Source organism: Mesorhizobium sp. WSM4814, from assembly GCF_055811595.1.
Genome location: NZ_JBVVQT010000013.1, coordinates 139,709 through 166,110, shown reverse-complemented (window position 1 = coordinate 166,110; position 26,402 = coordinate 139,709). Strand labels below are relative to the sequence as shown.

Annotated in this window: 23 protein-coding genes and 1 pseudogene; 14 read left to right on the top strand and 10 right to left on the bottom strand. The window is 64.1% G+C overall.

The window, feature by feature from the left end:
- Nucleotides 1–165 precede the first annotated feature (165 nt).
- The 6 genes from AC0L2V_RS20230 (at nucleotide 166) to AC0L2V_RS20205 (ending at nucleotide 6,462) form a co-directional block, all read left to right on the top strand.
- Nucleotides 166–1,686 (top strand): hypothetical protein, encoded by a 1,521-nt coding sequence (locus AC0L2V_RS20230; RefSeq protein ID WP_473520979.1) that lies wholly within the window; start codon nucleotides 166–168, stop codon nucleotides 1,684–1,686.
- Between the two features lie 166 nt (nucleotides 1,687–1,852).
- Complete coding sequence (locus AC0L2V_RS20225) at nucleotides 1,853–3,157, top strand: ABC transporter substrate-binding protein (protein WP_473520978.1); 1,305 nt, start codon at nucleotides 1,853–1,855, stop codon at nucleotides 3,155–3,157.
- A 26-nt stretch (nucleotides 3,158–3,183) separates the two neighbouring features.
- Entirely contained in the window at nucleotides 3,184–4,065 is an 882-nt protein-coding gene (locus tag AC0L2V_RS20220; protein ID WP_473520977.1) for a branched-chain amino acid ABC transporter permease, read from the top strand.
- Nucleotides 4,062–5,024, top strand: coding sequence for a branched-chain amino acid ABC transporter permease (locus AC0L2V_RS20215; protein WP_473507938.1), 963 nt, complete (start codon nucleotides 4,062–4,064; stop codon nucleotides 5,022–5,024). Before AC0L2V_RS20220 ends, AC0L2V_RS20215 begins: the two co-directional genes overlap by 4 nt.
- A complete protein-coding gene (locus AC0L2V_RS20210; protein WP_473520976.1) occupies nucleotides 5,021–5,746 on the top strand; it encodes an ABC transporter ATP-binding protein in 726 nt (241 codons plus the stop codon). Before AC0L2V_RS20215 ends, AC0L2V_RS20210 begins: the two co-directional genes overlap by 4 nt.
- Complete coding sequence (locus AC0L2V_RS20205; RefSeq protein ID WP_473520975.1) at nucleotides 5,743–6,462, top strand: ABC transporter ATP-binding protein; 720 nt, start codon at nucleotides 5,743–5,745, stop codon at nucleotides 6,460–6,462. Before AC0L2V_RS20210 ends, AC0L2V_RS20205 begins: the two co-directional genes overlap by 4 nt.
- Here AC0L2V_RS20205 and AC0L2V_RS20200 read toward each other — a convergent pair whose 3' ends face one another.
- Together AC0L2V_RS20200 and pncA are read right to left on the bottom strand one after the other, a co-directional pair.
- Nucleotides 6,463–7,893, bottom strand: coding sequence for a sodium:proton antiporter (locus AC0L2V_RS20200; RefSeq protein WP_473520974.1), 1,431 nt, complete (start codon nucleotides 7,891–7,893; stop codon nucleotides 6,463–6,465). It lies immediately after the preceding gene.
- A 41-nt stretch (nucleotides 7,894–7,934) separates the two neighbouring features.
- Nucleotides 7,935–8,534 (bottom strand): bifunctional nicotinamidase/pyrazinamidase, encoded by a 600-nt coding sequence (pncA, locus tag AC0L2V_RS20195; RefSeq protein ID WP_473507934.1) that lies wholly within the window; start codon nucleotides 8,532–8,534, stop codon nucleotides 7,935–7,937.
- A gap of 308 nt (nucleotides 8,535–8,842) precedes the next feature.
- Here pncA and AC0L2V_RS20190 point away from each other — a divergent pair, with 308 nt between their 5' ends.
- The 6 genes from AC0L2V_RS20190 to AC0L2V_RS20165 are packed head-to-tail and all read left to right on the top strand — an operon-like array spanning nucleotide 8,843 to nucleotide 16,102.
- Nucleotides 8,843–9,706: an FAD binding domain-containing protein gene (locus AC0L2V_RS20190; RefSeq protein ID WP_473507933.1), complete on the top strand. Its 864-nt coding sequence runs from the start codon at nucleotides 8,843–8,845 to the stop codon at nucleotides 9,704–9,706.
- 59 nt (nucleotides 9,707–9,765) lie between these two features.
- On the top strand, nucleotides 9,766–12,645 hold the full coding sequence (locus AC0L2V_RS20185) for a molybdopterin-dependent oxidoreductase (protein ID WP_473507932.1): 2,880 nt from the start codon (nucleotides 9,766–9,768) through the stop codon (nucleotides 12,643–12,645).
- On the top strand, nucleotides 12,642–14,183 hold the full coding sequence (locus AC0L2V_RS20180; RefSeq protein WP_473507931.1) for a 6-hydroxynicotinate reductase: 1,542 nt from the start codon (nucleotides 12,642–12,644) through the stop codon (nucleotides 14,181–14,183). Before AC0L2V_RS20185 ends, AC0L2V_RS20180 begins: the two co-directional genes overlap by 4 nt.
- Nucleotides 14,184–14,185: 2 nt before the next feature.
- Nucleotides 14,186–15,067, top strand: coding sequence for a UPF0280 family protein (locus tag AC0L2V_RS20175; protein WP_473520973.1), 882 nt, complete (start codon nucleotides 14,186–14,188; stop codon nucleotides 15,065–15,067).
- Nucleotides 15,060–15,644: an amino acid synthesis family protein gene (locus tag AC0L2V_RS20170; protein WP_023801548.1), complete on the top strand. Its 585-nt coding sequence runs from the start codon at nucleotides 15,060–15,062 to the stop codon at nucleotides 15,642–15,644. The genes AC0L2V_RS20175 and AC0L2V_RS20170 overlap by 8 nt, the downstream gene beginning before the upstream one ends.
- Nucleotides 15,641–16,102, top strand: a complete 462-nt coding sequence (locus tag AC0L2V_RS20165) for a MarR family winged helix-turn-helix transcriptional regulator (RefSeq protein WP_473508076.1) — start codon at nucleotides 15,641–15,643, stop codon at nucleotides 16,100–16,102. The genes AC0L2V_RS20170 and AC0L2V_RS20165 overlap by 4 nt, the downstream gene beginning before the upstream one ends.
- 138 nt (nucleotides 16,103–16,240) lie before the next feature.
- Here AC0L2V_RS20165 and AC0L2V_RS20160 read toward each other — a convergent pair whose 3' ends face one another.
- Genes AC0L2V_RS20160 through AC0L2V_RS20150 form a run of 3 tightly spaced genes read right to left on the bottom strand, consistent with a single transcriptional unit; the run spans nucleotide 16,241 to nucleotide 20,108 of the window.
- On the bottom strand, nucleotides 16,241–17,209 hold the full coding sequence (locus AC0L2V_RS20160; protein ID WP_473507929.1) for a substrate-binding domain-containing protein: 969 nt from the start codon (nucleotides 17,207–17,209) through the stop codon (nucleotides 16,241–16,243).
- A complete protein-coding gene (locus tag AC0L2V_RS20155) occupies nucleotides 17,206–18,522 on the bottom strand; it encodes an ABC transporter permease (RefSeq protein WP_473507928.1) in 1,317 nt (438 codons plus the stop codon). The genes AC0L2V_RS20160 and AC0L2V_RS20155 overlap by 4 nt, the downstream gene beginning before the upstream one ends.
- Nucleotides 18,519–20,108, bottom strand: a complete 1,590-nt coding sequence (locus AC0L2V_RS20150; RefSeq protein WP_473508075.1) for a sugar ABC transporter ATP-binding protein — start codon at nucleotides 20,106–20,108, stop codon at nucleotides 18,519–18,521. Before AC0L2V_RS20150 ends, AC0L2V_RS20155 begins: the two co-directional genes overlap by 4 nt.
- 219 nt (nucleotides 20,109–20,327) lie before the next feature.
- Here AC0L2V_RS20150 and AC0L2V_RS20145 point away from each other — a divergent pair, with 219 nt between their 5' ends.
- Complete coding sequence (locus tag AC0L2V_RS20145; protein ID WP_287246847.1) at nucleotides 20,328–21,359, top strand: LacI family DNA-binding transcriptional regulator; 1,032 nt, start codon at nucleotides 20,328–20,330, stop codon at nucleotides 21,357–21,359.
- 26 nt (nucleotides 21,360–21,385) lie between these two features.
- On the opposite strand, the gene AC0L2V_RS20140 is transcribed toward AC0L2V_RS20145, so the two are convergent.
- The 3 genes and pseudogenes from AC0L2V_RS20140 to AC0L2V_RS20130 all read right to left on the bottom strand — a co-directional run.
- Nucleotides 21,386–22,387: an LLM class flavin-dependent oxidoreductase gene (locus AC0L2V_RS20140; RefSeq protein ID WP_473520972.1), complete on the bottom strand. Its 1,002-nt coding sequence runs from the start codon at nucleotides 22,385–22,387 to the stop codon at nucleotides 21,386–21,388.
- A gap of 161 nt (nucleotides 22,388–22,548) precedes the next feature.
- Nucleotides 22,549–23,712 carry an AI-2E family transporter gene (locus AC0L2V_RS20135; RefSeq protein WP_473507926.1) on the bottom strand — a complete coding sequence of 388 codons (1,164 nt, stop codon included), beginning with the start codon at nucleotides 23,710–23,712 and terminating at the stop codon, nucleotides 22,549–22,551.
- Nucleotides 23,713–24,033: 321 nt separating this feature from the next.
- Nucleotides 24,034–24,735: pseudogene (locus AC0L2V_RS20130) on the bottom strand (LLM class flavin-dependent oxidoreductase); the annotation flags it as partial.
- Nucleotides 24,736–24,969: 234 nt separating this feature from the next.
- Here AC0L2V_RS20130 and AC0L2V_RS20125 point away from each other — a divergent pair.
- Entirely contained in the window at nucleotides 24,970–25,398 is a 429-nt protein-coding gene (locus AC0L2V_RS20125) for a DUF6481 family protein (RefSeq protein WP_023801556.1), read from the top strand.
- A 187-nt stretch (nucleotides 25,399–25,585) separates the two neighbouring features.
- Here AC0L2V_RS20125 and sugE read toward each other — a convergent pair whose 3' ends face one another.
- Together sugE and AC0L2V_RS20115 are read right to left on the bottom strand one after the other, a co-directional pair.
- A complete protein-coding gene (gene sugE / locus AC0L2V_RS20120) occupies nucleotides 25,586–25,900 on the bottom strand; it encodes a quaternary ammonium compound efflux SMR transporter SugE (protein WP_091596354.1) in 315 nt (104 codons plus the stop codon).
- A 179-nt stretch (nucleotides 25,901–26,079) separates the two neighbouring features.
- Nucleotides 26,080–26,205 carry a hypothetical protein gene (locus AC0L2V_RS20115; protein ID WP_023801558.1) on the bottom strand — a complete coding sequence of 42 codons (126 nt, stop codon included), beginning with the start codon at nucleotides 26,203–26,205 and terminating at the stop codon, nucleotides 26,080–26,082.
- Between the last annotated feature and the right edge of the window lie 197 nt (nucleotides 26,206–26,402).

Sequence of the window (26,402 nt, the reverse complement as noted above, 5' to 3'; positions counted from 1 at the left end):
CCGCCTTTTTTCACACGATGGCGTTCCCGCCCACCCCCCTCTGTCCTGCCGGACATCTCCCCCGCAAGGGGGGAGATCGGCAGTTCGTTCGAACGGCGCCCTTCCTGCAACGTTGAAGATTGGCGAAAGCCGGCATCCCAACCAATCTCCCCCCTTGCGGGGGAGATGTCCGGCAGGACAGAGGGGGGTGCGAAGGATCACTGCGGGCGAGCATATTCTTTCTGGACGGGAGCTTTCATCTGTTCGGCTTTCATCGCATCACCCACGCCAGCCTTCGCCCATGCCTCCGATCGCGGCCACGTCCTGCTTCTGCCCACCGGTTACTACGTCGCCGGCGGCGCGCTTGCCGTTGCCGCCAGCTTCCTTGTCCTGGCGCTGCTGCCGCCAGACTTTCCCGACCGCTTCTGGCGGCGGCGCCTGCCGCTTTTCGCATTTGGCGACGGCGCGCGGGCGGTCGTCAGCTTGATATCCTTTGCCGGCTTTGTAATTCTGATTGCGGCCGGCCTGTTCGGCAGCCGTGATCCGCTCTCCAACCCGCTGCCGCTGGCGATCTGGACGCTGCTCTGGGTTGGCCTGGTTTTACTGCAGGGACTGTTCGGCAATCTCTGGTCATGGCTCAACCCGTGGTACGGGCCCTGGCGAGTCATTTCGCGCCTGTTCGGCAATCGCAAGGTCGTCAAGCGCAAGACATGGCGACCGCCTGCGTGGCTCGGCTGCTGGCCGGCTTTCGCGTTGTTCTTCGCCTTCGCCTGGTTCGAGTTGATCGACCCGGCGCCCGACGACCCGGCGCGGCTCGCCTGGGCCGCCGGCCTTTATTGGCTGCTGAGTTTTGCCGCCATGCTGGTGTTCGGCTACCGCGACTGGACCCGGCGCGGTGAGTTCCTGACCGTCTTCCTCGCCATGGTTGCGCGCTTCGCCCTGCTTGAGCGCGACGAAGGCAAGCGCAATGAAGGCGGGCGCAATGAAGGCGGGCGCAATGAAGTCGAGCGCAAGGAAGGCGGTCGGCTCAGTCTGTGCTGGCCGGGCGCCAAGCTCGGCAATGCCGCGCCGCTGTCGCTCAGCGGCATTGCTTTCCTGCTGCTGGCGCTGTCGTCGGTGTCGTTCGACGGCCTGTCCAAAACCTTCTTCTGGCTCGGCCTGTTCGGCATCAATCCGCTGGAAGTCCCGGGCCGCACGGCGCTGATCGGCATCGGCAGCTTCGGGCTCGTTTTGACGTTCGTCTTGCTTGCAGCCGCGTTCATCATTGCCATTGTCCTTGGCCAGCATCTTGCCAGCAGCCCGCATTCCCTCAGTCAGGCCGCAGGGCTGCTGGTCTGGTCGATCGTGCCGATCGCGCTCGCCTATCATGTTGCGCACTATCTGACGGCGCTGCTTGTCGATGGCCAATATGCGCTGGCTGCGCTTTCCGACCCGTTCACGCTGGGCTGGAACCTGTTCGGCACCGCCGGCATGCCGATCGAAGCCGGCGTCGCTGCCGGCGCCGGCTCGGCATGGTGGCTGTGGAATTTCCAGGCCGGCGTCATCATCATTGGCCACATGCTCGCCGTGCTCGTCGCGCATGGCCTCGCCTGGCGATTGCATCCGCGTCCCGCGGGCGCCGCGCTCAGCCAGTTTCCGCTCACCGTGCTGATGATCGCCTATACGGTCTTCGGCCTGTGGTTGCTTGCCACGCCTTCGGTCGGGTGAGACAAAACCCGGCTTCGATGACGTCGATCAGTCCCCGGGGGAAAGCTCGCTTGCCACGTCAGGGCTTTGATGATTTAGTTTGTACACATGCAATTTCGGCGCTCTCACCAAGAGGGGCCCGTCTCGCTACAGCCATTGGTCAAACTCAAAAACAAGGGGAACTGCCGTGACTGACAAGAATGGGTTTTTCGATCTCTCCAAAACCGTTCTCACCCGCCGCACCGCGCTCAAGGGGTTGGCCGCGGGCGCCGGCCTTGCCGTCGCGCCTGGGTTCGTGCGCTACAGCCAGGCGCAAAGCTCGGCGCCGATAAAGATCGGCTTCCAGTGCCACCGCACCGGCATCGGCGCCGCCTATGGCCGCTGGTACGAGCGGACCACCGCAGCCGCGGTCAAGGCGATCAACGAAGCCGGCGGCATCAACGGCCGGCCGGTCGAGGTGATCATCGAGGATGACGGCACCGATCCCGGCCGCGGCGCCGAAGTGGTCGGTAAGTTCGCCACCCAGCACAAGACCGACATCGTCTACGGCACGCTGTTTTCGCATGTCGTCATCGGCTCGGCGCCGGCCGCCGGCGAGGCCAAGATGCCCTATTTTGTCGTCAGCGAAGGCCACCACGTCGCCTCGACCAAACTCAACCGCTACGTCTTCCAGCCCGGCATCACCGACGTGAAGAGCCAGATCCAGGCGATGGCGCCGTGGATCGCGGCGAATGCCGGCAAGAAGGTGACGCAGATTTTCCCCGATTTCGCCTTCGGCTACGACCATCGCGACTACCTGCCGCCGGCGCTGAAGGCGCAGGGCGCCGAGGTCATCGCCCAGATCGCCATCCCGCCGACGGAATCGTCCTTCACCAAATATTTTCCGCAGATCCCGGCCGAGACCGAGGTGATCTACCACGTCATGGTCGGCCCTGCGGTGCTTACCTTCGTCAAGGAACTCGGCGAGTTCTACGGCTCCAGCCGGCCGCAGCTGTTCGGCTTCATCGATTCGCTCGAAGCCACCGACATCAACAGCCCCGGCCTCGAATTCCTCGACGGCAGCCATTTCTGGGAAGGCTCGCCGCGCTACGCACAGCCAGATGATTCCGCCGCGCAGAAGGCCTATCGCGCCGCCGTCGGCATCGACGACAATGGCGCTGCCGTCGGCGATCCCAAGGACGTCTCCACCGCCGCGCACATGTTCGGCTGCTGGGAAACGCTCTATGTCGTCAAGAAGGCGATGGAGGATGCCGGCTACAAGGGCCCGGAAGACCGTGCCAAGCTGGTCGAGGCGACCGAGGCCTTGACCGAGTTCGCCGAGGGCCCCGAGCATCCGCAAGGGCCGAAGACCTTCAACGGCAAGATCCACCAGTGTTTTGGCATCCAGAACATCTCCAAGGTCGAAGGCGGCCGGCTGAACGTCGTCCACAAGACCAAGATCGAGGACGGCCTCTACGAGCCGGAAGGGGATTACACGACCCAGGCGCTGTGAGCTTGCACCCCGCCAGCGTATAGCCAATGCACTTCGGACCTCATCTTCTTCTCGCCGCCCTCGAAGGCCTCGTCACCTCGGCCGTGCTGGCGCTGACGGCGCTTGGCCTGTCGCTGGTGTTCGGCGTCATGCGCGTCGTCAATGTCGCCCATGGCGAGTTCTTCATGCTCGGCGCGGTGCTTGCCTGGGCGATCTCCACGGCGATATCAGGCCATCCGGCGCTCGGCTTCCTCGCAGCCCTGGTGCTGGCGCCGCTGATCGTCGGCCTGATCGCGCTGGTCTCCGAACGGCTGGTGCTGCGCCGGCTGAATTACAATCCGGAAGCCACCATCGTCGCCACCATCGGCATGCTCTACATCATCCAGCAACTGGCGCTGACCTTTTATGGCCCGGAGGCACGGCCAGTGGAGCCGCCCTTCAGCTACCGCATCCTTTTGCCGTGGTTCGGCTACTCCGGCTACAAGCTGTCGATCATCGCCGCATCCGCGCTTCTGCTGGTGGCGACCTGGTTCGTGATGACGCGTACGAAAATCGGCCTTGTCATGCGCGCCACGCAATATGACAGCGAAACGGCGCAGGCCTTTGGCATTCCGGTCGACCGCGTCTATGCCGGCGTCTTCGCGCTCGGCGCCATGCTGGCGGCAGTGGCCGCGGTGCTGATCGTGCCGATCAGCCAGGCGCATTATCTGATGGGACAAGACCCGTTGGTGCTGTCCTTCATCGTCGTCATCATCGGCGGCCTCGGCTCGCTGCGCGGAACCGTGGTCGCCGCCGTGCTCATCGGCCTGTCGGACGGCATCATCTCGGTGTTCTTCTCGCCGACGCTGGCCAAGATCATCGCCACGCTGCTGGTGGCCATGGTGCTGGTGTTCCGGCCGCAAGGCCTGTTCGGGACGGCATCGCGATGAAGGAGGCTTCACCGTCAAAGGCCTATGCGTTGCATCTGGGCGTCATCGTCCTGCTGTTCGCCCTAAGCTTCGTCCTGCCGGAATATCACCACGGGCTGCTCGCCCGCATCATGGTGCTGGCGGTTTTCGCCATGGGCTACAACCTGCTGTTCGGCTATGTCGGGTTGCTCAGCCTCGGCCACGCCATGTTCTTTTCGGCTGGGCTCTATGGCGCAGGCCTTGCCGTCATCCACCTCGGCTGGAGCGTGCCGGCCGCCTTCGCCGCCGGCCTTGCCTGCGGCGCGCTTCTCGCGCTGGTGATCGGGCTGCTGGCGCTGCGCACTTCCGGTGTCGCCTTCATGATCGTCACCATGATGTTCGCGCAGGTGTTCTATCTGATAATCCTCTATCTCGCGGCCTGGACCGGCGGCGATCAGGGCCTGGTGGTGCCGCAGTCGGCGCGTGTGCTTGTTTTGGGCGACACCTCGCTCGGCCTCACCAATCCGACCGTGCGCTACATGAGCGCGCTGGTCCTGTTCTCGATCGTGCTGCTGGTGACGCTCGGCATAGTCCGCTCCAGGTATGGCCGTGTGCTGGTCGCCATCCGCGAAAACGAGGAGCGGACCAAAATGCTCGGCTACGACATTTTTTCCAACAAGCTTGCCGCGGTCGTCGTCTCCGGCACCATCTGCGCGGCTTCGGGCGCCGCCTACGCGCTGCTGTTCGGTTATGTCGGCTCGACCTTCGCCTCGGTGCAATATTCCATCCTGCCGCTGCTCTGGGTGCTGCTCGGCGGTGCTGCCACCACGCTCGGTCCGCTGATCGGCACTCTGTTCATGTACTATGTCGTCGACGTCACCAGCGGCTACACCTCGGCCTATCTGCTGATCGTCGGCATCGCCCTCATCGCGCTGGTGCTGTTCTTTCCCAGGGGCATTCTCGGCACCATCCGTCAGCGCTGGCTCGGATGGCTGCCATGATGCCGCTGCTGACGACCAAAGGCCTGTCCCGCAATTTCGGCGGCCTGCGCGCTGTCGATGGTGTCGATTTCGCCCTCATGCCGGGCGAGATCCGCGCCGTCATCGGCCCCAATGGCGCCGGCAAGACCACCTTCGTCAGCCTGATCAGCGGCCGCATCCAGCCGTCATCGGGCATGATCGTCTTCGACGGCGCAGACATTACCAACCTGCCGGCCTACGCCAGGGTCCGCCTTGGCATCGCCTACACCTTCCAGATCACCAGCGTCTTCGCCAACCTCACCGCCTACGACAATGTCGCGCTGCCGGTGCAGCGCACGCTGACCGACGGCCGCTCGAAAGGTGCTGTGCATGCCGGCGTCATGGCGGCGCTGGAGCGCACCGGCCTTGCCGACCGCGCCCATATGCCGGCCGGGCAATTGTCCTATGGCCATCAGCGCCTGCTCGAAGTGGCGATGGGGCTGGCGCTGAAACCGCGCCTGCTGATCCTCGACGAGCCGACGCAGGGGCTGGCCGACAGCGAGATCGACAATTTCATCGGGCTGGTGCGCGAGATCGCCAAAAGCGCGACCGTGCTGCTGATCGAGCACAACATGCCGGTGGTCATGCAGCTTGCCGACCGCATCACCGTCTTCAACGCCGGCAAGATCCTGGCCGAAGGCACGCCCGAGCAGGTCCGCGCCAATACGCAAGTGCAGGACGCCTATTTGGGGACGACCCCATGACGCAACCACGGGCTGAAGCACTGACCATCTCCGGGCTCGACTGCTTCTACGGCGAGGTCCAGGTGCTCTACGGCCTCGACCTCGTGTTGAACAAGGGCGAGGTGCTTTGCCTGTTCGGCCGCAACGGCGCCGGCAAGACGACGACGCTGAAGGCGATCATGGGACTCGTTCCCACACGCGCCGGCTCGATCAGGCTCGACGGCAGGGAATTGACCGGCCTGCCGGCGCACGACGTGCCGAAGGCCGGCGTCGCCTATGTGCCGCAGGGCCGGCGGCTGTTTGCCGAGATGACGGTGGCCGAAAACATCGAGATCGGCCTGATGGCCCGCGGCATGGGCAAGGTGACGCGCGAAAACGTGCTCGACCTCTTCCCGCTGCTGCGCCAGCGGCTGAGACAACGCTCCGGCACGCTGTCGGGCGGCGAGCAGCAGATGCTGGCCATGGCGCGGGCCCTGTGCCTCGATCCGCAGGTGCTTCTGCTCGACGAGCCGACCGAAGGGCTGATGCCGTCGATGATCGCAAAAATCCGCGAGACGGTAGCGAAGCTGCGTGTATCAGGCGTCTCGACGATCCTGGTCGAGCAGCGCGTCGATGCTGTGCTGTCCGTCGCCGACCGGGTCTCGTTCATCGAAAACGGCCGCAACCGCGAGACCGTCGATGTCGAGGAGCTCCGCGCCGATCCGTCGGCGGTCCGCCGCTATGTCGGCGTCGGCTGATCAGCGAAAGAACAGGAAACCCGCGATCAAAAAAATCGGGATCAGCACCGCGCCCGACCATGCCATGTAGCCGAAGAAGCCCGGCATTTTTACGCCGCGATGCCTGGCAATGGCGTAAACCATGAAATTCGGCGCATTGCCGATATAGGTGTTGGCGCCCATGAACACCGCGCCGGCCGAGATCGCCGCCAGCGTCGAGGCGAAGGTGGTCATCAGATGCTGCGGATCGCCGCCGGCGAGCTCGAAGAACACCAGATAGGTCGGCGCATTGTCGAGGAAGGACGACAGCACCCCGGTCATCCAGAAATACGCAAGGTCGTTGGGCTTGCCGGTGGGCGAGCTGACCAGCGAGACCAGCGGCGCCAGCGCGCCGCCGGCACCGGCCCTGAGAATGGCGATGACCGGAACGATGCAGATGAAGATGCCGGCGAACAGTTTTGCCACTTCTGATATCGGCTCCCAGTGGAAGTTGTTCGCCCGCCTGTGGCTCTTGCTTGAGACAGCGAGCGAAAGCAAGGCGAGGGCCAGGATGATGGCGTCGCGCACAAGGTTCTGCAATTCAAGGCTCACGCCCTGGACGGAGAACGCCACGCCCGGGTTCCAGGTCGCGGAAAGCAGGATCGCGCCGATCACCCCGGCCAGCAGCGGGAGGTTGGCCAGGCCTCGGATGCGCACCTTGGTGTCCGGTGTCGGATCCTTGATTTTCGGTGCGCCGGCCTCGCGGTGATGCAGGATGATGTCCATGGCCAGGAAGACGGCCAGCACCAGGCCGCCGACGAACAATGTCTCCTGATAAAGATTGGCAGCGGTCCAGAAGAAATCGATGCCGCGCAGGAAGCCGACGAACAGCGGCGGATCGCCGAGCGGCGTCAGCGAGCCACCGATGTTGGACACCAGGAAAATGAAGAAGATGACGACATGGGCGTTGAACGGCCGGTTGTCGTTGGCGCGCAGGATCGGCCTGATCAGGATCATCGAGGCGCCGGTCGTGCCGATGACCGAGGCGAGCATCGCCCCGATCAGCAGCAGTCCGGCATTCACCAGCGGCGTGCCGTGGATGTTGCCGGCGACGAGGATGCCGCCCGAAATGGTGAACAGCGCAAACAGAAGAATGATGAACGACATGTATTCGGTGAGCAGCGCATGCAGCACCGCCTCTGCAGCCGAAGCCATGCCGAACGCCAGCGCCAGCGGCACGACCGCAAGCGCCGCCCAGAACAAGGTGATCTTGCCGTAGTGATGCTCCCAGACATGGTGGAAGAGCAATGGCCCGGTGGCGATCGACAGAAGCAGGCCGGCAAAGGGCAGCGCCCACCACAGCGACATTGCTTCGCCGGGCAATTCGTGGGCCTCGGCTGCAAGCACTGTTCCCGGAAACAGGGTTGCGACTGCCACCACAGCGCCCGCCGTCAAAGCCGCCGCAAACCGCATGATACCCCCTCTGGAATTGTGTCGAATGCGATTGGTGATGTTCAAGCCAGCGTCACGCCGGCATCGCGCATTCGGTTCAGCATCGTCTCGAGTGAGCCATTGAGATCGATGCCGCGGCAGGCGTCGAGCCGCACTGTCGTGTGAAAGCCGCGCTTGACCGCGTCGAGCGCCGAGAAGGCGACGCAATAATCGGTCGCCAGGCCGACCAGGGTCAGCGTGTCGATGCCGCGCTCCTTGAGATAGCCGGCAAGGCCGGTCGGCGTCGCATGGTCGTTCTCGAAGAAAGCCGAATAGCTGTCGATCTCCGGGCGGAAACCCTTGCGGATCACCAGTTCGGCCCTGGTCCAGGCAAGGCCCGAATGGAAATCCGAACCCAGGCTGCCCTGGATGCAGTGGTCGGGCCACAGCGTCTGCGGGCCATAGGGCATCTCGATCGTTTCGAACGGCTGCTTGCCGGGATGATTGGAGGCAAAACTCGAATGGCCGGCGGGATGCCAGTCCTGCGTCAGCACGACATGTTCGGTCCGCCGGATCAGGTCGTTGACCAGCGGCACGATCTCGTCGCCGCCGGCCACCGCCAGCGCGCCGCCCGGACAGAAATCGTTCTGCAGGTCGATGATGACAAGCGCTTCGTCGGCCATGGAGCCTCCCTCTTGTTTGTCCCGGAGGCATGAAGTCTGCCGAAACGTGGAATCCGGTGTTCGAACCCGCCGAAAATGCCGCTGACGCAACGGATGCAGAAACTTGACCAGATGGCCGGCTGCGTCAACTCCAACGGTATAACAAATGCGTGCCGTCGCGCCGATGCGGGCGCCGGCGCAAAACTCTGGCTTTGACAATTCCTGCCGGCTTGATATCATTTGCATACGAATGAATTTGACCGGCTCGGAGGCCGGCAGGTCCGTCGGCGACCCTTATTTTTGGGAAGGCCCATTTTGGGAAGGCAAGCGTGATCCGTTACGCGAAACCCACCACGATCGACGAGGCGCTCGCTTTGCTTGGCGAGGCTCCGTGGCGCATCCTTGCCGGCGGCACCGATTTCTATCCGGCACAAGGAGCCAAGCCTTTCCGCGACAATGTCCTCGATATCAACGGCCTGGCGACGCTGCGCGGTATTGCTGAGACCGACAGCCATTGGCGCATCGGCGCGCGCACGACCTGGACCGATCTTGTCCGTCATCCGCTGCCGGCGGCCTTCGACGCGCTGAAGCAGGCGGCGCGGGAAGTCGGCTCCGTCCAGATCCAGAACGTCGCCTCCATCGCCGGCAATCTCTGCAACGCCTCCCCGGCGGCCGACGGCGTGCCGGCGCTGCTCGTCCTCGACGCCGAGGTCGAACTGCGCGCGGTGGCGATGGTCCGCCATCTGCCGCTGGAAAAATTCATCCTGGGGAACCGCCGCACGGAACTGCAGCCGGGCGAAATGGTCACCGCCATCCGCGTGCCGAAAGAAGCGGCCACCGGCACGTCGGTTTTCGAAAAACTCGGCGCGCGCCGCTATCTCGTCATTTCGATAGCCATGGCGGCGGCTCGCTTGACCATTGAGGATGGCATCGTCGCCAACGCCGCCCTCGCCGTCGGCTCCTGTTCGGCGGTCGCCAGGCGTCTTGCAAGTGTCGAAGCAGCCTTGCGCGGCCTCCCGGTCAACGACGCTCTCGTCGCTGCGATCCAGTCCGCACCGATGGACGAGCTTTCGCCGATCGACGACGTGCGCGGCAGCGCCGAATACCGGCTGGACGCCGCGCGCGAGATTGTCGCCCGCGCCGTTCTCGGTGCCGCGGGTCACGCGTCGGTCGAGAAGGTAGCGGCGGCATGAGCCAAGCTCAACCTGGCATGACCAAAACTCAGCCTGGCATGAGCGGAGCTCAGCCTGGCATGAGCGGAGCTCAGCCTGGCATGGGCATGGAGCGCGCCGACATCGCCTTCGAGGTCAACGGCGCCGCCGTCTCTGTCTGCGTGCCGCCGGTTCGCCGTCTCTCTTCGGTGCTGCGTGACGAATTGCGGCTGACCGGCACCAAGGTCGGCTGCGACGCCGGCGACTGCGGCGCCTGCACGGTGCTTGTCGACGGCGAACCTGTCTGCGCCTGCCTGATGTCTGCGGCTTCTGCCGCTGGCACCGTGGTGACCACGGTCGAGGGTCTCGCCAACGGCAGATTGTCGGCGCTGCAGGCCTCGTTCCTCGACCATGGCGCGGCGCAATGCGGCATCTGCACACCCGGCCTGCTCATCGCGGCGACAGCGCTTCTGGACAGCAACCCCAATCCAACCGAGGCCGAAACCCAGGATGCCTTGGGCGGCGTCCTCTGCCGCTGCACCGGCTATCGCAAGATCATAGCTGCGGTGATGGATGCTGGACGGTTCGCGAGCGAATTTTCGACCGACGGCGCTGCCCCTCATCCGCCTGCCGGCACCTTCTCCCCGTATAGTGACGGGGAGAAAGGACAAGTTTCTGCGCTGGCGACCCGTTCTCTCGATCTTGACCGCAGAATGCCAATCTCAGGCCACGCCGTCGGCTCCTCTCCAATTCGCCTCGACGGCCTGCCGAAAGTCACCGGCGGCGAAAGATTCGGCGGCGATTCTTTCCCGGCCGAAGCGCTGGCGGTGCTGGTGGTCCGCTCGCCGCATTATCACGCCCGCTTCGCCTTCGGCGATCTCGACGCCTGGGTGAAAGTCCATCCCGGCATCGTCGGCGTCTTCACCGCTGCCGATATTCCGGGAAGGAACTGCTTCGGCGTCATTGCACCTTTTGCCGACCAGCCAGCGCTGGCCGAAAATTTTTCGCGCTTTCGTGGCGAGGCGGTGGCGCTGGTTGCCGGCGAGCGCGAGGCCATCCTCGATCTCGATCTTGCGGATTTTCCTGTTCGATGGACCGAGTTGCCGCATGTCCTGCAGCCTTGCGAGGCGCAAGCCGGCGGCGTGCGGCTGATCCACGACAACCGGCCGGCAAACCTGCTCACATCGGGCTTTGTCGAGCGTGGTGACCCCGACGCCGCCCTTGCCGGCGCCGCCTTCACTGTTTCCGGCGCCATCGACACGTCCTATGTCGAACATGCCTATATCGAGCCCGAGGCCGGCTATGCCTATATGGACGGGGACACGCTGGTCGTCGTCGCCTGCACGCAGGCGCCCTATATGGACCGCGACGACGTGGCAAAAGTGCTTGGCCTTGCCGTCGACAAGGTGCGGATCGTACCGACCGCCACCGGCGGCGGCTTCGGCTCCAAACTTGACGTTTCGTTGCAGCCGCTGATCGGTCTGGTCGCGATGAAGACCGGGCGGCCGGCAGCGCTCGCCTATACCCGTCATGATTCGATGATCTCGACCACCAAGCGTCATCCCGCCGAGATGACGGCGATGATCGGCGCCGATGCCGATGGTCGCGTCACCGGCATGGTCTTCGCAGGCGATTTCAACACCGGCGCCTATGCGAGTTGGGGACCGACCGTCGCCAACCGCGTGCCGGTGCATGCCTCCGGTCCCTATGCGACCCCGAATTATCGGGCCGAAGGCCGCGCCATCCACACGAATGGCCCGATCTCCGGTGCCTTCCGCGGTTTCGGCGTGCCGCAGGCGACGATCATGCAGGAGACGCTCTATGACGAACTTGCCGCAAAGCTTGGGCTGGATCGGCTCGATTTTCGTGTGAAAAACTGCCTTCGTAACGGATCCGAAACGGTCACCGGCCAGAGGCTGGAATCGGGCGTCGGCATCGCCGACTGCCTCGAAGCGCTGCGCCCGCATTGGATGCGTGCGCTTGTCGATGCCGATGGGTTCAACAGTGCCAATGACAGCAGGAAACGCGGCGTCGGTGTCGCCTCCTGCTGGTACGGCTGCGGCAACACCTCCCTGCCCAATCCGTCGACCATCAGGGTCGGCATCTCGGCTGAAGGCGATGTCGTCCTGCATCAGGGCGCGGTCGATATCGGGCAAGGTTCGAACACGGTCATTGCCCAGATCTGCGCCGACGCGGTCGGCCTGCCGCTCGAAAAATTCCGCTTGAAAAGCGCCGACACGGCGATCACGCCGGACGCCGGCAAGACGTCGGCCTCGCGCCAGACCTTCGTGACCGGCAAGGCCGCCGAAAAAGCCGGTCGCGCCTTGCGCGAGACGATGCTGCGCTTCGCCAATGTGTCGGAAAAAGCGGCGATCGCTCTCGATGGCGCAAGCCTGGTCATCCGCGAGGGCGAAGCGACACGGCATATCGATTTGTCCACGCTGAAGGCCGATGCCGACGGCTTGGTCTTTCGCGCTGAGGAAAGCTATGACCCGCCGACCCTGCCGCTCGACGCCAGGGGCCAGGGCAAGCCTTACGCCGTCTATGGCTACGGCGCGCAGATCGCCGAACTGGAGGTCGACCTCAAGCTCGGCACGGTCAAGCTGATCAAGATCACCGCCGCGCATGATGTCGGCAAGGCGATCAATCCGCTGCTCGCCGAAGGCCAGATCGAGGGCGGCATCGCGCAAGGCATCGGCATGGCGCTGATGGAGGAATACATCCCCGGCCGCACCGAGAATCTGCACGACTACCTGATCCCGACGATCGGCGACGTGCCGCCGATCGAGACCATCCTGATCGAAGTTCCGGATCCGGAAGGACCCTTTGGCGCCAAGGGGCTGGGCGAGCATGTGCTGATCCCGACGGCTCCGGCGATCCTCAATGCCATCCGTCATGCCACCGGTGTCCTGGTCAGCAAAATTCCGGCGACGCCGACCCGAATCCGCGCCGCGATACGCGACAAGGAGGCACGCCGATGAGCGAGCTTGCCGAACGCTTCGAGACGCATGATCCCGGCGAGAAGCAGGTGGCGGAAAAGATCCGCTGCGATGCCTGCCCGGTCATGTGCTACATAGCAGATGGCCGCACCGGCGCCTGTGATCGTTACGGCAATGTCGGCGGCAGGATCGTGCGGATGGATCCGCTGACCATCCTCGACCACGCGACCGAGACCGGCGGCGCTGTCGTGCCGTTTGTCGCCGAGGGCGAAGAATGGGACGGCGAACTGGTCAACACCGGCCGCCGCTTCGTCACCGCGATCGGCGCCGGCACCACCTATCCCGACTACAAGCCGGCGCCTTTCATCGTCAGCCAGGAGGTCGAAGGCGTCGATCTCGTCACCGTCGTCACCGAGGGCATCTTCTCCTACTGCGGCGTCAAGGTGAAGATCGACACCGACCGGCATATCGGCCCCGAAACGGCGACGGTCCGCGCGGCGGGCGAGGCGATCGGCCATGTCACGACAGGCGAATATGGCTCGCAGATGCTGTCGCTGGGCGGCGTGCATCATCTGACCGGCGGATCCAAGGCCGAAGGTCGCGCCACCTGCGATGCGCTGCTCCATCTATGCAACCGCAAGCCGGTCGAGCTCACCATCGACGGCGGCGCTGTGGTCATCGTCGAAGCCGGCAAGCCGCCGGTCATCGACGGCAAGCTCGAGCAGCGGATGCGCGTCGGCTGCGGCTCTGCCACCATCGGCATGTTCGCCACCCAGTGGCGCGGCCTGGTCGACGAGGTGGTGGTGGTCGACGACCACATCACCGGCGTCGTTTCCGAGCATCAGGCAGGCAAGGTGCTCGGCTGGCAGGATACCGGCATAAAAATCATCGGCCGCCGTTCGACGCCGGGCCGCTATTTCAAGGTGTCGGAGCCCGGCCTCGGCTGGGGCGGCACCAGCATTTCCGACCCGCTGTCGATCCTTGGTGAGTGGAACGCGAAGAAGGGCGCACATCCCGGCCTGTCGCTGCTGATGGTCTCGACCACCGGCGAGCAGTTCGCCTATTACGAGCTCGACGACGCCTTGAAGCCGGTGCAGAAACCGTTCCCCGAGCGGCTGCAGAAATCCGTCGGCCTGATCGAGGACAATTGCGAGCCGGCGCTGTGCACCGTGCTGTTCGTCGGCGGCGCCGGCGGCTCGCTGCGTGCCGGCGTCACCGAGAACCCGGTCAATCTGACCCGCTCGGTGCAGGGCCTGACGACGTATGTGACGGTCGGCGGCGCGCCGGTCTATGTCTGGCCGGGCGGCGGCATCACGCTGATGGTCGACGTCACCCGCGTGCCGGAAGGCGCCTTCGGCTATGTGCCGACGCCGGCGCTGGTGGCGCCGATCGAGTTCACCCTGCGCCGCGACGATTATATCAGGCTCGGCGGCTACGAAGCCGAGATCCGCAGCGTTGACGACATTCTCGCCAAAGGCGGCGAGTATCTCAACCCGCGCCGCGGCACGTCTGCGCCGGCCAGCAATCCATGGCCGCCGCTGGCGCAGTTGCGGCGCGCAGCGGCAGACGGGGCAAAGTAGTGATGAACGGCCCGCAGGCGCATTGGCTTGAGGACGGCAGGCGGCTGCATCTCAATCATGGCCCGATCGACCTGATCGTCGAGGCATTTGGCGATGCGGACGAACGCCGCGCCGCCTATGGCCAGGCGGTGGCGCGGTTTCAAACAATCCTGCAGGAGCTCGTCGACGAACTGCCGGAACTGCGCCGCCCGGCCTCGTCGCGACCACGTGCTTTCGCTGGCCCGACGGCGCGACGCATGGAAGCGGCGGTTGTTCCGCTGGCGAAACAATTCATCACGCCGATGGCTGCGGTCGCCGGTTCGGTAGCCGACGAAATGCTTGGCGCGCTGCTGGCCGGTCGCCGGCTCGATCGCGCCTATGTCAACAATGGCGGCGACAGCGCGATCCATCTCGGCAATGGCCGGTCCATGACGCTTGCCATTGCCGGGACAGGTCATGAACTGGCAGGCCGTATCACGATCCCTGCCGAAGACGGGATCCGCGGCATCGCGACCAGCGGCTGGCGCGGCCGTTCCTTTTCGCTCGGCATCGCCGACGCTGTTACCGTACTGGCGCGGACCGGTGCTGAAGCCGATGCCGCCGCGACCCTGATCGCCAACGCCGTCGACCTGCCCGGTCATGGCGCCATCGAGCGCATGCCGGCGCGCGATCTGGCGCCCGACAGCGACCTTGGCGATCGCCTGGTCACCCAGGCCGTCGGCGCGCTTTCCTCCAGCGAAATCGGTAAGGCGCTGGATAGCGGGCTCGCTATCGCCGAAGATATTCGGCGACATGGCCTGATTGCCGCTTCAGCGCTGTTCCTTGCCGGTCAGGCACGGATCGCCGGTCCCATGGCGCTCGTTGCGCCCAACGAGAAATCGAGGAAGGAAATTGCCCATGCCTGAGTTTGCGATCCGCAAGATTGCGGTGCTGACCGAGGAGATATTTCATGAGGGCGGGCCGGTGGCGAAGGTGCCGCGCCGCCGCGCCGCCGCCATGGCGGTGGTGAACAACCCATTCGCCGGCCGCTACGTGGAAGACCTGCAGAGCGCCATGGACGATCTGAAGCCGCTCGGGCTGCTGCTCTCGGACAAACTGATCGCCGCATTGGGCGGCGACGTGAAACAGATCGACGGCTACGGCAAGGGCGCCATCGTCGGTATCGCCGGCGAACTGGAGCATGGCGCGCTGTGGCATGTGCCTGGCGGCTATGCCATGCGCGAGCGGCTCGGCGACGCCAAGGCGATCGTGCCGTCGGCAAAGAAGGTCGGCGCCTTCGGCGCGCGGCTCGACGTGCCGCTCGGCCATATCAACGCCGCCTATGTGCGCAGTCATTTCGATGCCATGGAGGTCGGCATCAGCGACGGGCCTCGTCCCGACGAGATCCTGTTCTGCCTCGCCATGACCTGCGGCCCGCGCGTGCACGACCGCATGGGCGGTCTCGCGGCAAAGGACATCAAGGCATGGGACGGACTGCGGTGAGCGCCGAAGACATCAAGCTCAAGCTGGTCGGGGCCGAGGAGCCCGACGAGAACGATTACCGCCTGCAGGAGCAGGTCGGCTTCATCCTGCGGAAGGCGCACCAGCGCCATGTCTCGATCTTCGCCGCGCACATCGCCGACCTGACGCCGCCGCAATTCGCCGCCCTGGCCAAGTTGCACGATGTCGGCGAGACCTCGCAGAACCAGCTTGGCAGCCTGATCGCCATGGACGCGGCGACGGTGAAAGGTGTCATCGACCGGCTCAAGGCGCGCGGCCTGGTCGAGCTTTCCAAGCATGAGGTCGACAAAAGGCGCCTGCTGGTCAATCTGACCGCTGAAGGCCGAAATGCCGTCGAGCGGCTGATCCCGATCGCCCGCGAGATCACCGAGGAAACGCTGGCGCCGCTTTCGGCCAAGGAGGCCGCCATTTTCATGAGGCTTTTGGCCAAGCTGGCGTGAGCGCGGCCTTGATCAAAAAGGGTGCCGGCCCTGCGGCAGTCCCCTTCTCCCCGTCACTATACGGGGAGAAGGGGACTGCAGGCGGATGAGGGGCAGCGCCATGCCGCGTCCCTCAAGCGCCCTCACCGGCGACACGCCTCAGAGCCCGTGCTCCTTCAGAATCTCCGCGGCATTTTCCTTGGTGATCTTCTGCGTCGGCAGCGTGATGGTCTTTTCGACCTTCTCGCCGTTCAGGAACTTGATCGCCTGCCGCAGCCCTTCGGCGCCCGGCGTCACATAGGTGAACGTTGCCGTCAGCTCGCCATTGGCAACAAGCTGCACGCCTTCATTAGGCAGGCCGTCGATGCCGATGAACTTGATGTCCTTCTCGCGGCCGACATCCTTGGCGGCAAGATAGGCGCCGTAGGCCATCGGATCGTTGTGACCATAGACGAGGTCGATCTTCTCGTTGTTGCGCAGTGCCGTGGCCATGATGTTGTAGGCCTGGTCCTGCTTCCAGTCGCCCGACTGTTGGTCGAGCAAATATTTTATGCCCGGCTCCTTGTCGGTGAATTCATGGAAGCCGTCATGGCGGTCATGTGCCGGCTGGGTGCCCATGCCGCCCCAGATCTCGACGACATTGCCTGATGCCTTGCCCTTGCCGCCGAGCAATTCGACGGCGTATTCACCGGCAGCCCGGCCGATCAGCTTGTTGTCGCCGCCGACGAACTGCGTGTAGTCCTTGGTCTCGACGTTGCGGTCGAGCACGAAGACCGGGATCTTGGCGTCGATCGCCTGCTGCACGACACCGGTCAACCCCGCCGATTCCTTCGGCGACACCAGCAGCGCATCGACTTCCTGGCGGATCAGGTTTTCGACATCGGCGACCTGCTTTTCCGTCTTGTCCTCGCCGTCGGTGACGATCAGCTCGACTTCCGGATGCTTGGCGGCCTCAGCCAGGATGTCCTTGTTGAACTGGGCGCGCCAGGGCTCGATGGTCGTCACCTGCGAGAAGCCGATCTTCCACTTCTTGTCCTGCGCGTAGGCGTTGCCGCTGGCCAAAAGCGCGGTCGTGGTCAGCAGTGCCGCGGTGACAGCGGCAAGCTTCAGCAATTCACGTCGTTTCATTTCTTGTTTCCTCCAAGATTTAGAGACGGGGTCTCTTTTGACGGCCGCTTTGCTGCGGTCGTTTCCTTGTGCGCCGTTCGTCCACCAGGCAGGCGCAGATAGAAGAGAAGATCAACGGCATTGCGCTCCTGGACGAGCACGGTGCCGATGATGATCATCCCCTTCAGCACGAGCTGAAGGTTCGAATTGATGTTGTGCAATTGCAGGATGTTCGAGAGCAGTCCGAAGATCAGCACGCCGCAGAATGTGCCGATAAGGCTGCCGCGACCGCCCATCAGGCTGGTGCCGCCGATGACCACGGCGGCGATGGCATCGAGCTCCAGCCCGGCGCCGGCATCCGGCTTGCCTTGCCTGTATTGCGCGACATAGAGCACCGCCGCCACGCCGGCCAGCAGCCCGGACACGGCGTAGGTGGCGATCTTGACGCGGCCGGCGGCGATGCCGGACAGCCGCGCCGCCTCTTCATTGCCGCCGATGGCGTAGACATAGCGGCCGAACGGGGTGAAGCGCAGCACCGCGCCGTAGATCAGGATCGCTCCGAGGAAGAACAGGCCCGGCATCGGGATCACGCCGAACACCAGCGAGCGCAGGATTTCGAAATCGGCGGTGGCGTTCGACCCGGTGTAGACCGGCAGCACCGCATTGTTCTGGCCGGCGGTCAGCCGGGCGATGCCGAGCGCCGTCACCATCATCGCCAGCGTGACGATGAAAGGCTGCAGCCGCCCGGCAACGATGATGACGCCGTTGAGCGCGCCAAACAGCAGGCCGACGCAAGGCGCCACCAGTAGCACGCCGAGCACGCCGAATTTCGAGCCGACCTGCGGCAGCAGGTACCACAGCACGAGACTGCAGAGGATCACCCCGACAATGCCGGGCGTGACCAGCCCACGAACGCTGTCCAGCCTGATGGCGTGGGTGGCCTGCGGGCCGGCGCGCGATTTTTCGATGTTCAGGAAGATGAAGCGGGTGACCAGGATGCCGAGGCAAAGGGCGACTACGGCAACTGTCGGCACCCCCAGCACCACCGCCGGCGTGACGCCCGGAACCGTCAGCAGCATGGCGCAGACCACGGTGCAGATCGCCATCAGCGAGCCGACGGAAAGATCGATGCCGCCGGTGATGATCACCGCCGTCATGCCGGTGGCGATCAGGCCGGTGGTCGACACCTGGCGCAGCACATCGAGCAGATTGCCGTAGGACAGGAAGATGTTGTTGCCCTTGGAGCTGATCGGCGAGCCCAGCACGCCGATCAGGAAGATGGCGATCAGGCCCCAATAGAGCTTCGTCCGCGACAGGATGTTCAAGATGCTCATGCTGCGGGTCTCGTCATGGTCCGGCGTGGCGCCGCGAGCCGCATGATGGCCTCCTCGCTGGCTTGCGCGCGCGACAGGATCCCCGTCTGGCGACCATCGGCCATGACCAGGATGCGATCGGAAAGAAGCAGCAGCTCCGGCAATTCCGAGCTGATGACGGCGATGGCGAGCCCGTCTCGCGCCAGCTTGAAGATGAGGTCGTAGATCTCCCGCTTGGCACCGACATCGATGCCGCGTGTCGGCTCGTCCAGCAGCAGCACCCGCGGCTGCGTCGCCAGCCACTTGCCGATGACGACCTTCTGCTGGTTGCCGCCGGACAGGGTGCCGGCCGGCTGCTCGATGGTCCCGCAGCGAATGCCGAGCGCCTTGACCGCCTGCCGCGCCAGGCCTTGCTCGGCGGCCCGCGAGCGAAGCCCGAACCGCGCCAGCGTGCCGACCAGCGGCAGCGCGACATTGTCGGTGATCGACGCCTGAAGATGCAGGCCCTGCGTCTTGCGGTCCTCCGTCACCAGGGCGATGCCGAGCCGGCGGGCGTCGCGCGGCGAACGGATTTCCACCGGCTCGCCGTCGAGCCGGATTTCGCCGCCGGCGCGGCCGCCGCTGGAGCCGAAGATGGTCTCCAGGATTTCGGTGCGTCCCGAGCCGAGCAGTCCGCCTATCCCCAGAATTTCGCCTTCGGCAAGATCGAAGGCGACGCCGTCGAGCGCGGTGCGCCAGCCGTGGCGGTCTGGTTTCGACAGCGATAGGCCGCCTACGGAGAGAACGACCTTGCCGCTGGGACCACGCTCTTCCTGGGAAGAGGCAAGCAGGTTGCGCCCGACCATCGCCGATATGATGGTATCTTCGTCGAGCTTTGCCATCGCCTCGGTCAGCACGCGGCGTCCATCGCGAAACACGGTGACCCGGCTGGCCAGATGCATGACCTCGTCGATGCGGTGCGAGATGTAGACGATCGCCACGCCGTTGTCGGCGAGCTGGCGGATGATCCGGAACAGCCTCTGGCATTCTGCCGGCGAAAGCGCGGAGGTCGGCTCGTCCATGATCAGGATGCGCGCCGACATCGACAGTGCCTTGGCGATCTCGACCAGCTGCTGCTCGCCGACGCGCAGGCTGCCGACCCGCGCTTCCGGGTTGAGCTCGATGCCGAGCCTCTGCAGCAGGCCGCCGGCGGCATGGCTGCTTGCCTTGCGGTCGACGATAAGTCCGGCGATCAGCTTCTCGCGCCCCAGGAAGATATTATCGGCAACGCAGAGCTCGGGGACGAGATTGAGCTCCTGGTGGATGATGGCGATGCCGGCATGCTCGGCGTCGCGGACCCCGGCGAAACGCACCGGATGGGCATCGACGTTCACCGTTCCGTCGTAATCCGTATAGATGCCGGAGAGGATTTTCATCAGCGTCGACTTGCCGGCGCCGTTTTCCCCCATCAGCGCATGGATCTCGCCGCGCCGCAGCTCGAAGCCGACATCGACAAGTGCGGCGATGCCACCGAAGGTCTTGGAGATGTGCTCGGCGCTCAGAACGACCGCCGAGCCGCCGGCGGCGGCCGCATCATCTCCGGACGTGATGGAATTGCCATGCTCCATGACAAGAACGGCCTCCCTTCCGTCGTCGTCGAACATCTCAAACGCTAATCTAAACGTTTCGAACATGTCAAGTCGCTATCTGATGAGGCGGGATTGATCCATTTCAATTCTTGCACAAATCCGCAGGATTCCGTAGGTATTGCAGCCAGAGGGCGATGAAACGTTTCGAAAATGATGGCGTCAGGGCGAAAAAAGCAGCGAAAGTCCACGGCCCCGACCATGCTGCACGTGGCTGAAGCGGCGCGTGTTTCGGTTGCCACCGTCTCGGCGCTGATCAACGGTACCGCGACCGTCAGTCCCGAGCTCAGCCAGCGCATCGAACAGGCGATCCGCGACATCGGCTACAAGCGCAACGCGATCGCCCGCAGCCTGAAGATGGGCACGACCCGCACCATCGGGCTTACCGTTCCCCACATCACCAATCCGTTCTTCACCGATGTCGTTTCGGTCATCCAGCAGGCATTCGACCGCGCCGGCTATGCGGTCATGCTGTGCTGCACGGACGAGGACCTGAACACGCAGGACGACCAGATCAGGCTGCTGCTCGACCGAATGGTCGACGGACTGATCGTTGCGCGCGTCGGCGACGGCGCGATCCTGAAGAGAATTGTCGACGACGCCAACGTGCCGGTGGTGCTGCTCGACCGCGTTTGCGAAGGCGTCGATACCGACACCGTCGTTCTCGACAACCAGCGCGCGGTGTTCGACGCCATCACTCATCTGATCGATCTCGGCCACCGGCGGATCGGCTACATCTCCGGATCGTTCGACATCTCGCCCATGCATGACCGCATGACGGGATATCGCGAGGCGCTCCAGGCTGCCGGCCTGCCGGTCGAGAGCGAGCTTGTCCGCTTCGGCAATTTCCATGAAGTCGACGGCTACAACGCGACGATGCAGCTGCTTTCGCTGCACGACCGCCCGAGCGCGATCTTCTCGGCCAACAACCCGATGGTGATCGGCACCATGAAAGCGATCCGCGATATCGGGCTGTCTTGCCCCGAGGACATTTCGGTTGCCTGCTTCGACGATTTTCCGTGGTCGGACGTGTTCCAGCCGCAACTGACCACGGTCGCACAACCGGTCAAGGCGATCGGCGAGCAGGCGGCCAATCTGTTGCTCGACCGCCTAGCCGGAAACAGGGACGCGCCGCCGCGCAAGCTGACGCTCAAGGGACGCCTGATGATCCGCAATTCATGCCGGCCCCTTGGCGCGCCGCTGGGGGCGATCGCACAAAGCGTCAGCGCCTAACGCGCCTTCGCAGCGTCGCAAAAAAGTCAGGCCGCTTCCGACAGCGATTTGTGGACGTTGGCCAGGATCTCGAAGGATCGCACCCGCGCTGCGTGGTCGAAAATCTGCGCGGTAACCATCAGCTCGTCGGCGCCGGTGCGCTGCACGAACGCTTCGATGCCTTGCCTGACCGTTTCCGGGGCGCCGACGACGGCGCAGGACAGCGCCTGGTCGAGCATGGTTTTGGCCATCGGGTCGAGGTCGCGCTCATATCCGTCGACCGGCGGCGGCAAGCGGCCGGGCCGGCCTGTGCGCAGATTGACGAAGGCCTGCTGCAGCGAGGTGAACAACAGCCGCGCCTGGGCGTCGGAGGGTGCAGCGAACACGTTGAGGCCGAGCATGACATAGGGCTTGTCGAGCTGTTTCGACGGCTGGAAGCGCGAGCGATAGATCTCCAGCGCGTGGTCGAGTTCGGCCGGCGCGAAATGCGAGGCGAAGGCGTAGGGCAGGCCGAGCATGGCTGCGAGCTGCGCGCCATAGAGGCTCGAGCCCAAAATCCAGATCGGCACCTGCTCGCCCTCGCCGGGCACGGCGCGGATACGCTGACCGTCTTCGACCGGCTGGAAATAGCCCATCAGTTCGACGACATCCTGCGGAAAACTGTCGGCGCCGGCCTCGAGGTTGCGGCGCAGCGCACGCGCCGTGCCCATGTCGGTGCCCGGCGCTCGGCCGAGGCCGAGATCGATGCGGCCCGGGTGCAACGCGTTAAGCGTGCCGAACTGCTCGGCGATGACCAGCGGCGAATGGTTCGGCAGCATGATGCCGCCGGCGCCGACGCGTATCGTTGTGGTGCCGCCGGCGACATGGGCAATGACGACGGAGGTGGCGGCGCTGGCGATGCCCGGCATATTGTGATGCTCGGCCAGCCAATAGCGCCTGTATCCCAGCCGCTCGGCATGGCGGGCGAGATCGAGCGAATTGGCGAGCGATTGCGAAGCGTTGCTGCCTTCGACGATCGGCGACAGGTCGAGAACGGAAAGAGCGGTCATGGGCGGCGAGGATCCTGTGGACGGGAGGGATGTAGGAACCGACCGCGATGGCCGCAAATTCAAAAAATTGAACTGACGCCCATGAGTCCACCCAAGCAAAAAGGGGCGCTCTGGATTTTACAATCCACGGTTCCCTGCCGCAGCTTATCCCGCTTCTCGGATCATACGCCCGCAGCCGTGTCGGTTTCTGAAATCTCTTCGTCCTCAACCGCCGTATGTTGCGCCGCCAGGAAATTGCCGACATGGCTGAGGCCGTCGAAATGGTCGCAGAACACCTTGATGACGACCAGCAGCGGCACCGCCATCAGCGCGCCGACGAGACCCCACAGCCAGGACCAGAAAGCAATGGCGATGAGGATCGCCACGGCATTGATCTCTAGGCGGCGGCCGACCACCGTCGGCGTCACGAATTGGCCTTCGACGGTATCGCACAACAGCACGAAGGCAGGCGCCAGCAGCGCGTAGGAGATGCTGTCGAAGCTGATCAGCGCGATGATCGTGACCAGCGTGATGGTAATCAGCGCCCCGATATAGGGCAGGAAATTGAGCAGAGCCGCTGCTGCGCCCCAGACTTGCGGGTTGGGCATGCCGAGTGCCCAGAGGCCGAGTCCGATGATCACGCCCAGGCATGTATTGATGACGGCGACGGTAAGCAGATAGTGCGAGATTTCACGCTCGACGTCATAGACGACGCGCAGTGCCCGCTTCTTTTCGCTGAGACTGGGGAAGGATTCGACGATCTTCTCATAAAACATCGTGCCGGAGGCGAGCAGGAACAGCGACAGGACGAAGACGATGATGAGGCTGGTGCCCGCCGACAGCAAATTGCCGGCGGCTTGCGAGAGGATGCCCGATTGCGCCATGGCTACCCTCTGGACGCCCGGCCCTTGGGAGGTCTGCGTCAGTCCCTCTATCTGCCGCGAAATCTCCATGATCCTTTCGAAAGGACGCCGCAGTTGCGCGAGACGTTCGGTCAGCTGCTGGCCAATCACCGAGGTGTTGTTGATGAGGTCGATGACCGGGCCGCTGAGCAGATAGCCGGCCACGGCAAGGATGCTGACCGACAGCACCACCAGCAGTGTCGCCGCTATCACATCGGGCATGCCGTGTTTGCGCAGGAAGCGGACGATCGGCGTCAGCGTCAGCGCCAGCAGGAAAGCCAGGATGACCGGCATGAAGAAGGCACGGGCGAAGGAGAGCGCGTAGATCGCCATAAGGATGAAGATGCCGACTAGCAGCGAACGTATCAGGTGCATGTCCGCACGCGCCTCGACGCGCGGATCGGGGCTCTCGGCAGCGCCCGAAGCGGCGGGTTCGGCTTTCATTCTGGCCCTCGGCGGCACACTGCGATTGGTGTACGCTGTTGGCGGAAACGCCTTTGCGGCTTCAAGGTTCCGTTGGAGCGACGTGCGTCCACTCGGACGCTCAAAGTACGCTCTAACGCTTTGAATTTACCATCGGCCCGAAAATCGATTCCGATTTTCGGCCGATGCGTTAGCCGGTGCTGACGATGACCTTAGGCCCTACCTGGCCGGCGAGTCAGGCGGCCGGCGCGGCAACGGCGGGGATCGCCTTCGCCGTTTCCTTGCGCACGATCGGTGCCACCTTGGTGCCGTAGAGTTCGATCGCCTTCATGATCTTGGCGGCACGTTGAGGCTGGTGGCCAGACCAGCCGGATCGTTGCCAGCCCGTTTGGCCGCTTCCCTGTAAATATCGAACAGCGGCGCGAACCGCGCCGGCTCGCCGCCGATGATGGCCAGCGCCAGCGGCAGGCCGAGCGCACCGGCCCGCGCGGCGGATTGCGGCGTGCCGCCGATCGCGATCCAGATCGGCAATCTGTCCTGGAACGGGCGGGGGTAGACGCCGCGATCGTTGATCGGAGCGCGCAGCCTGCCCGACCAGCTCACCTTGACATGATCGCGGACGGCAAGCAGCAGATCGAGCTTTTCGGCAAAGAGCTCGTCATAGTCCTCAAGATTGTAGCCGAACAGCGGAAAGGATTCGATGAACGAGCCGCGCCCAGCCATGATCTCGGCCCGGCCGCTGGATAGAAGGTCGAGCGTTGCAAACTGCTGGAAGACACGGACCGGGTCGTCGGAGGATAGCACAGTGACCGCGCTGGTCAGCTTTATGCGCCGGGTGCGTTCGGCGGCTGCGGCCAGGGCTACGATCGGCGCTGAAGCCGCATAATCGGGACGGTGATGCTCGCCCAACCCAAACACGTCGAGGCCGACCTGGTCGGCCAGCTCGATCTCCTCGATCAGGTTGCGCAGCCGCTCATGCGCACCGATGGCGCCTGGGCCTGATTCTGGGCTGACGTCGGCGAAGGTGTAGAGACCGAGTTCCATCATCTGTCATCCTGGTGTTTTGTTCTGGTGTTTTGTTTTTCGCGCTACAGGTAGCGACCAGCCCGCCGCGTCGCCAGAGGGTCGGATGGTGAACAGTGCATGTCCGTTTCAGCCGAAAAGGCGTCTCCCGACTGCAACAGCTCAGAATTTCATGGCTGGCATACCGTTTTGGCGCTTGAACTCTGGGTTTTCACGCGTATGTAAGCGTCGCAAATTGACTCCAGGGAAGTGGACTTGGCTATCTATAGGGAAAAAGACGTTTTCGAGCGGCGCAATGCCGCAAACGAGGCAAAGAAGGCGCTTCTCGAGCGCTTCAAGGCAAAGCCGGCAGCGGACGATCCAGCGGTGCTGGCACGACAGGCCGAACGCAAGGCGATCCTCGAAGCCCGTGCGATACGCGAGGCCGAAAAGGCCAGGCTGAAGCAGGAGAAGCTGGCGCGCGAAGCGGCCGAAAAGGCCGAGCGCGAAGCTGCTGCAGAAGCCGCGCGGATTGCTGCGGAAGAAGCGGCGCAGGCGGAAGCGAAGATCCGGGAAGCCGAAGAGAACGAGCGCATCGCTCGTTTGCTTGCCGACGAGGCCGAGCGCAAAGCCAAGCGCGACGCGCGCTATGCGGCGCGCAAGCAGCGCACCGGCCGGACGCCTCCGGGCTTTTCCGCTCGCTAGCGCTCCAAGCGCGATTCACCAATCAAATTCAGGGCCGCCTTGCAGCGGCCCTGAAGGCGTTTGTGCTGCTGCCTTGCAGCAAGAACTAATGCATGTCGCCCAAAAGTGCGCAGCGGTTTTGGGACGACGACATGCATAAAAAAAGAGCGTAAAGCGCGTCGCATGAGTCCCTTCAGACGCACGCGCTTTACGCCGCGAGTTTCAATCCCATGATGCCGCAGACGATGAGTGCGATGCAGGCCAGCCTGATCGCGGTCGCAGGCTCACCGAGCAGCCAGATGCCAAGCAGCGCCGTGCCGACGGTGCCGATGCCGGTCCACACCGCGTAAGCCGTGCCGACCGGCAGCGTCTTCAGCGCCAGTCCGAGCAAGGCGAGACTGACGACCATCGAGGCAACCGTCAGGACGGTCGGAAGCGGCTTCGAAAAACCGTCAGTGTATTTGAGGCCGATCGCCCAGCCGATCTCGAACAGGCCAGCGAAGAAGAGAAGAATCCACGACATCGGAACGCTCCATTGGACTGCGGGTCGTCCCGGTCTTTTCGGAAAGCGCGAAGTCGTCTTCGCGGCATTGATTTAGAAATGCCCAATCAACAGCAGCGCCGACAGCATTTCAGGACCAGTCGCTGAATGTCGATGGTCCTGGAATGCCGTCGGTCATGACTGCGCCGAAACGCCGAGGCCTACTTGTCCTTGAGTTTGGTCGCCTTGACGGGCGGCGCTTTCAGGGTCGGGGCAGCGGCAGGTTTCTTCGCGTCCTTCTTCGGCTTGCGGGCTTCCTTGCCCGCCTTCATCGCACCTTTAGCCATGATTCGTTTCCTCCAATTGTGGCAAGCGAAATGACCCAAGAGAAACGCCCGACCGCAAGAGGCATAATCTGGCGCCGGCGCCAGCCGTCGGCTGTCAACCGTTTCTAATTCGCTCGTAAACCGCGCTGGTCCGTGCGATGATCTTTTTTGCACTGCAGCAACGGCCCGTGCCTTCGCCGGGTGGTAATCCGGCAGGA

Bases quoted from the DNA above. Each gene is read 5' to 3' on its own strand.
- AC0L2V_RS20230 (WP_473520979.1), top strand. From the start codon at position 166: ATGTCCGGCAGGACAGAGGGGGGTGCGAAGGATCACTGCGGGCGAGCA.
- AC0L2V_RS20220 (WP_473520977.1), top strand. From the start codon at position 3,184: ATGCACTTCGGACCTCATCTTCTTCTCGCCGCCCTCGAAGGCCTCGTC.
- AC0L2V_RS20215 (WP_473507938.1), top strand. From the start codon at position 4,062: ATGAAGGAGGCTTCACCGTCAAAGGCCTATGCGTTGCATCTGGGCGTC.
- AC0L2V_RS20210 (WP_473520976.1), top strand. From the start codon at position 5,021: ATGATGCCGCTGCTGACGACCAAAGGCCTGTCCCGCAATTTCGGCGGC.
- AC0L2V_RS20205 (WP_473520975.1), top strand. From the start codon at position 5,743: ATGACGCAACCACGGGCTGAAGCACTGACCATCTCCGGGCTCGACTGC.
- AC0L2V_RS20200 (WP_473520974.1), bottom strand. From the start codon at position 7,893: ATGCGGTTTGCGGCGGCTTTGACGGCGGGCGCTGTGGTGGCAGTCGCA.
- pncA (WP_473507934.1), bottom strand. From the start codon at position 8,534: ATGGCCGACGAAGCGCTTGTCATCATCGACCTGCAGAACGATTTCTGT.
- AC0L2V_RS20185 (WP_473507932.1), top strand. From the start codon at position 9,766: ATGAGCGGAGCTCAGCCTGGCATGGGCATGGAGCGCGCCGACATCGCC.
- AC0L2V_RS20180 (WP_473507931.1), top strand. From the start codon at position 12,642: ATGAGCGAGCTTGCCGAACGCTTCGAGACGCATGATCCCGGCGAGAAG.
- AC0L2V_RS20175 (WP_473520973.1), top strand. From the start codon at position 14,186: ATGAACGGCCCGCAGGCGCATTGGCTTGAGGACGGCAGGCGGCTGCAT.
- AC0L2V_RS20170 (WP_023801548.1), top strand. From the start codon at position 15,060: ATGCCTGAGTTTGCGATCCGCAAGATTGCGGTGCTGACCGAGGAGATA.
- AC0L2V_RS20160 (WP_473507929.1), bottom strand. From the start codon at position 17,209: ATGAAACGACGTGAATTGCTGAAGCTTGCCGCTGTCACCGCGGCACTG.
- AC0L2V_RS20155 (WP_473507928.1), bottom strand. From the start codon at position 18,522: ATGAGCATCTTGAACATCCTGTCGCGGACGAAGCTCTATTGGGGCCTG.
- AC0L2V_RS20150 (WP_473508075.1), bottom strand. From the start codon at position 20,108: ATGGAGCATGGCAATTCCATCACGTCCGGAGATGATGCGGCCGCCGCC.
- AC0L2V_RS20145 (WP_287246847.1), top strand. From the start codon at position 20,328: ATGCTGCACGTGGCTGAAGCGGCGCGTGTTTCGGTTGCCACCGTCTCG.
- AC0L2V_RS20140 (WP_473520972.1), bottom strand. From the start codon at position 22,387: ATGACCGCTCTTTCCGTTCTCGACCTGTCGCCGATCGTCGAAGGCAGC.
- AC0L2V_RS20135 (WP_473507926.1), bottom strand. From the start codon at position 23,712: ATGAAAGCCGAACCCGCCGCTTCGGGCGCTGCCGAGAGCCCCGATCCG.
- sugE (WP_091596354.1), bottom strand. From the start codon at position 25,900: ATGTCGTGGATTCTTCTCTTCTTCGCTGGCCTGTTCGAGATCGGCTGG.
- AC0L2V_RS20115 (WP_023801558.1), bottom strand. From the start codon at position 26,205: ATGGCTAAAGGTGCGATGAAGGCGGGCAAGGAAGCCCGCAAGCCGAAG.